The 2,460-nt window shown below is 74.3% G+C and carries 2 protein-coding genes and 1 pseudogene; 1 reads left to right on the top strand and 2 read right to left on the bottom strand.

Annotation, left to right across the window (positions count from 1 at the left end):
• Both GT042_RS08850 and GT042_RS08845 read right to left on the bottom strand, forming a co-directional pair.
• Nucleotides 1–829, bottom strand: an 829-nt coding sequence (locus tag GT042_RS08850) for an amidase family protein (RefSeq protein ID WP_272925695.1), incomplete at its 3' end; no start/stop codon positions are given.
• Nucleotides 822–1,781 (bottom strand): D-2-hydroxyacid dehydrogenase, encoded by a 960-nt coding sequence (locus tag GT042_RS08845; RefSeq protein WP_161308157.1) that lies wholly within the window; start codon nucleotides 1,779–1,781, stop codon nucleotides 822–824. The genes GT042_RS08850 and GT042_RS08845, both read right to left, overlap by 8 nt.
• Nucleotides 1,782–1,987: 206 nt before the next feature.
• On the opposite strand from GT042_RS08845, the pseudogene GT042_RS08840 reads away from it, so the two are divergent.
• Nucleotides 1,988–2,460: pseudogene (locus GT042_RS08840) on the top strand (decarboxylase); the annotation flags it as partial.

Genomic DNA, 2,460 nt, shown 5'->3' with positions numbered 1-2,460 from the left:
GCCCGTCCCGCCTGTCCCGCCCGTCCCGCCCGTCCTTCGCGAGCGAGCCGGACACCCCCGCGGTCGGCGCGAGCCCGGACCAGTCGCGCGGATCAGGACCGCTGATCACGTCCAGCAGCAGCGCCGCGTCCGCCGCGTCCCGGGCCAGCGGCCCCGCGTGCGCGAGCGTGCCGAACGGGCTCGCCGGGTACTGCGCCACCCGCCCGTACGTCGGCTTGAACCCGAAGATCCCGCAGAAGGCCGCCGGGATACGGACCGAACCCCCGCCGTCCGTACCGATGGACAGCGGCGCCGCGCCGAGAGCGACCGCTGCCGCGCTGCCGCCGCTCGACCCGCCGGACGTGCGGGCCAGGTCGTACGGATTGCGCGTCACCCCGGACAGCGCCGAGTCCGTCACCCCCTTCCACCCGAACTCGGGGGTGGTCGTCTTCCCGACCAGCACCGCGCCGTGCTCCCGCAGCCGCGCGACCGCCGGCGCGTCCTGGTCCCAGCCGCCCGCCGGTCCCTCGCCCTCCGCCCGTACCGTCCGCGAACCGCGCAGCGTGGGCAGGCCGCGCTGCCGGAACGTGTCCTTCACCGAGACCGGCACCCCGTCCAGCAAGCCCTGGGGCCGCTTCTCGCGCCACCGGCCGGCCGACGCCCGCGCCTGCGCGAGCGCGTCGTCCGCGTTCAGCCGTACGAACGCGTTGACCAGCGGTTGTACGGTCTCGATCCGCTCCAGGACGGCCAGGGTGACGTCGACGGGCGAGAAGTCCCCCTTCGCGTACCCGGCCAGGAGCTGGTGTGCCGTCAGGTCGGTCAGGAACGTGGGCGACGCGGGGTCAGTCATGCGGGGGGACGTACCCACGTTTCTTGTCGACCACGTTACGGAGGGGCTTTCCGGCGGCCCAGAGTTCGTACAGATCGATGAATTGCTCACCCAGCCGGTCGAGCCTGCCGACGGTGTCCCCGCTCATGTGCGGGGACACGATCAGACCCGGTACGTCCCACAGCGGGCTCGCCGGATCCAGCGGCTCCCGGTCGAAGACGTCCAGCGCCGCGCCCGCGATCCAGCGCTTGGACACGGCGGCGACGAGGTCGCTCTCGACGACCAGCTCCCCGCGCCCGACGTTGATGAAACGCGCGGACGGCTGCATCAGACCGAAGCGCTGGGCGTCGAACATGCCCCGGGTCGCCTCCGTCAGCGGGGCGGCGCAGATCACCCAGTCGGCGCGGGTGAGCAGCCGTTGCAGGTGCTCGGGTCCGTGGACGCCGGGCCGCGCCCGGCTGCCGGTGACGGCGACCGTCACGCCCAGCGCGCGCAGGGTGGTCGCGACGGCCCGGCCGAGGGGGCCCGAGCCGATCACGGTGGCTCTGCTGCCCGCGACGCGCAGCCCCTCGCGGTGGTGCCACCGCCGTCCGCGTTGCAGCTCCAGCGTCCCCGGCAGGTCCTTGGCCATGGCGAGGACCAGGCCTGCCACGTACTCCGCGACGGGTTCCTCGAAGATGCCGCGCGCGTTGGTGACGACGGTCTCGGAGGCGACCAGTTCGGGGCAGAGCAGCCGGTCGACCCCGGCGCTCGCGGTGTGCACCCAGCGGGGCCGCGGGCCCGTACCCGGCCACGCTCCCCGTACCGCGTCCGAGGTGAGGTCCCAGACCAGCAGCACGTCGGCGGCGGGCAGCCGGGCCGCGAGCCCGGCCCCGTCGGTGTGCAGAACCGTCGCCCGCCCGGTCAGCCTGCCGAGACGCGGGGCGGGGTCCTGGCCCGCCGCGTCCAGGACGAGCAGGGTCGGTGCGGCCATGAGGGGGAGCCCTTCTGCCGTCGGAGCCCTTCCGCCGGCGTCCGGGAGCGGCGTCCGGGAGGTGCGGATCGACCACGCTCGCACCTCGCCCGAAGGTCGTCAACAGCGCACCGGGGGTGGGGGTGGCGTGCGGAGCGGCAGGGGGAGTACGCCTGGGAGGAGGGGGTATTCGTCATCGATCCCGTGACGACACAGGAAGGCTGGACATGACGACCGTTGGACTTCTCTGTCCCGGACATGCCGCCGAGGACGACTTTCCGCGCATCGAGATGCTGCTGGGCACCGACGTCAGACTGCCCCTGGTCCACGCGGACATGGGCGAGCCCGACCGGCTGGCCGAGGGAGTGGCCGAACTGAGGCTCGCGGGCGCGGAGTGCGTCGTGTGGGCGTCCGCCAGTGGCAGTTTCATGTACGGGTGGGACGGGGCGCACGAGCACACGCGGGCGCTGGCCGTCGCGGCGGGGCTGCCGGCGTCGAGCACGTCGTTCGCCTTCGCCCACGCGGTACGGGCTCTGGGGGTCGGCCGGGTCGCTGTCGCGGCGCGCTATCCCCGGGACGTCACCGACCGCTTCGTCGCGTTCCTGGAGGCGGCGGGGATCGGGGTCGTACCGGAGCGGGGGAGTGGAGCGGCGGGCGGGATCACCGCTTCGGCGGCCGGGAGCACCGCTCCGGCGGCCGG

It is taken from the genome of Streptomyces sp. SID3212 (assembly GCF_009865405.1).
Taxonomy (GTDB): Bacteria; Actinomycetota; Actinomycetes; order Streptomycetales; family Streptomycetaceae; genus Streptomyces.
The sequence above is the reverse complement of the archived record's forward strand: the minus strand, read 5'-3'. Positions and strand labels throughout refer to the sequence as shown.